This is a genomic window from Prevotella pallens ATCC 700821, assembly GCF_000220255.1.
Classification (GTDB): domain Bacteria; phylum Bacteroidota; class Bacteroidia; order Bacteroidales; family Bacteroidaceae; genus Prevotella; species Prevotella pallens.
On sequence record NZ_GL982513.1, the window covers coordinates 1,760,450 to 1,763,581 of the forward strand.

Below are 3,132 nucleotides of genomic sequence, written 5' to 3' on the forward strand. Positions count from 1 at the left end.
GGAGAAAAAAGAGGATGTATCAATTTTGACACACCCTCTTTTGATTTTATTTAATCTGATTCTATTTTTACGAACTTATATTCTAACCAGAATTAAATGGATATTATTGAAGACGTTTCAATTGAACTGTGAAATGTCTCATTAATGGAGCCTCCCATTCAATTTCAACACCACGAGTAATACTTTCTCTTCTATCAAAAACGTTCTTCAAAGCAGCCGCAACAACATTCATGTGATTATCTGTATATACACGACGAGGGATTGCTAGACGTAAAAGATCGAGTCCTCCAAAGCGATTCTCACCAGTTTCTGGGTCACGATCTGCAAGCATATAACCAACTTCTACGCCACGAATACCTGCTTCAAGATAAAGTTCACATGTTAATGTTTGTGCTGGAAATTCTTCTTTAGGAACGTGAGTAAGAACTTTGCTTGCATCTACAAATATTGCATGTCCTCCAGCAGGACGTTGATAAGGAATTCCATATTCATCTAATTTCTTTGCTAAATATTCTACCTGATGAATACGTGTTTGAAGCATATCGAATTCTGTATTTTCTTCTAATCCTTGTGCCAATGCGTTAAGGTCACGTCCACTCATTCCACCATAAGTTACATAACCTTCCATTGGGATACAGAACATTTTTGCTCCTTCGAACCATTCTTTATTATTAGTAGCAATAAAGCCTCCCATATTTACTACGCCATCTTTCTTTGCAGACATTGTAGCAGCATCAGCTGCTTCATACATTTCTTGCACAATTTCTTTGATAGTCTTATCAGCATAACCTTCTTCGCGCACTTTTATGAAATAAGCATTTTCTGCAAATCTAGCAGAATCCATAATAACGGGTACACCATATTTATGACAAAGAGCACAAGTTTCTTTTATATTTTTCATACTAACGGGCTGGCCTCCTACTGTATTATTTGTAACAGTGAGTACCATAAATGGAACATTACCCTTGTTTTCTTTCAATACTTTTTCAAGTTTATTTAGGCAGACATTTCCTTTAAAAGGAACTTCTTTTTGAGTATCTTTCGCATCATCAGTTGTAACGTCAATTGCATGCGCTTTTCTGCTCTCTATATGTCCTTTTGTTGTATCGAAATGTGCATTTCCTGGTATAACATTACCTGCTTTTACAAGATGTGAAAAGAGAACATTCTCAGCAGCACGTCCTTGATGAGTAGGAATAACATATTTCATTCCAAGAAGTCGCTGTACTGTTTCTGAAAATTTATAGAAAGAGGTAGCTCCTGCATAACTTTCATCGCCCAACATCATTGCTGCCCATTGTTTATCTGACATTGCACCAGTGCCACTATCAGTAAGTAAATCAATGTAAACTTGTTCTGCTTTTAGCTGAAACACATTATAATGTGCCTCTTTTAGCCATTGTTCTCTTTCTTCACGTGTACTTTTCTTAATTGATTCGATCATCTTGATTTTCCAAGATTCAGCAAATGGTATTTCCATAATCTGATTTGTTTTTAATTGTTGTTGTATAATGGTTATAAGAATTCTATTTTCACTAAGGATAAATAGGTTTTTCCGTTGCAAATATACACAATTCTTTTCCATCTGTGTATATTTTCTGCAAAAAGTTTCTCAGATTAATAGATATTTGGAATTAGATAGCTTGTCTAGCTTATTAGAAAGTTTCACAATAGTGAGACTGAAAAAGGTCATCATCGTAGTCTAAATTTAACTTTACGATGATAACCTTTCTCTTATTTTATTATATTCTTTTGTTTTTTACAATGGAGTTTTGAATATGAATGAACGAATAAGATAGTAAGAAAGAATACCTGCAATATAACCTACAAAGGCTATCCAGGTAATTTTCTTCATATACCAACCAAAGGTTATCTTTTCTAATCCCATAACAACAACGCCAGCTGCACTACCAATAATAAGCATTGAACCTCCGACACCTGCACAATATGCTAATAGTTGCCAGAAAATTCCATCAACTGCCATATCTCCTGATGCTTCAATTGGGTACATTCCCATACTTCCTGCAACTAAAGGAACATTATCTACTATAGACGATAGCACACCAATAATTCCTGTTACAGCATAATGATTACCATCAAATACAACATTCAACGATTTTCCTAGATTCATTAATACACCAATTTCCTCTAAACATGCAACAGCCATTAAGATTCCAAGGAAGAAAAGTATGGTAGACATATCTATACGAGACAAAAGAGCTGTTACACGTTTAGAAAAACTTACACCATCTCCCTTTTTACGATGCAAATTTCTATAGAACAATTCTGTTATACTCCACAATAATCCCAAAACAAGCATAATACCTACAAATGGTGGAAGATGTGTTATTGACTTAAAAATGGGAACACAGCATAAACCACCTACACCAACTATAAATACTATTTTTCGTTCTGTACTTCCAAATTCTCCAGTTTCAGATGTTTCTGTTTCAGAATTAGTAGGTTGAGATAACTCGCCCTTTAGCATATATTGCAAAATAAACGCAGGAATAAGCATAGAAATAACAGAAGGAACAAATATTTCGCTAATAACTCCTACTGCAGTTATCATTCCTGCATTCCACAACATAATAGTTGTAACATCGCCGATTGGTGAGAAAGCTCCTCCGGAATTAGCCGCTATTATAACTAATGCTGCATAAATCATTCTGTCTTGTTTATCGGAAATGAGTTTACGAAGTATCATTATCATAACTATACTTGTTGTGAGATTATCCAAGATAGCCGACAAAAAGAAAGTCATAAAAGCTATACGCCATAATAAAGCACGTTTAGTTTTTGTTTGCATAACGCCCTTTACCCAATTGAAACCACCATTTTGGTCTACAATTTCAACTATTGTCATTGCTCCCATTAAGAAGAACAAGGTAGTTGAAGTATCTCCTAAATGTTCTATAATGAGTTTATTAACAAAATCTGTTACGTTTCCTGTCCATTCTGATACATTCCCTGCATGCATTAACTGAACAAACGGTGTTGGATCGAACATATATAATGTCCAACAGAATACAAACATCAACAAAGCTATGGCAGCTTTATCTATTTTCACTAAGCTCTCCATGGCTATCGATGCGTAGCCAAGAACAAACACGACTATAATCGCAATGGTTA

At 34.9% G+C, this 3,132-nt stretch carries 2 protein-coding genes; both read right to left on the reverse strand.

From position 1 onward, the window contains the following. Window positions 1-103: 103 nt before the first annotated feature. Complete coding sequence (gene tnaA, locus HMPREF9144_RS06855; protein ID WP_040595636.1) at window positions 104-1,480, reverse strand: tryptophanase TnaA; 1,377 nt, start codon at window positions 1,478-1,480, stop codon at window positions 104-106. Window positions 1,481-1,759: 279 nt separating this feature from the next. Then, on the reverse strand, window positions 1,760-3,132 hold a 1,373-nt coding region (gene nhaD, locus HMPREF9144_RS06860), incomplete at its 5' end, for a sodium:proton antiporter NhaD (RefSeq protein WP_006045197.1).

Excerpts from the sequence above, each read along its gene's own strand:
- tnaA (WP_040595636.1), bottom strand. The coding sequence starts at position 1,480 with ATGGAAATACCATTTGCTGAATCTTGGAAAATCAAGATGATCGAATCA.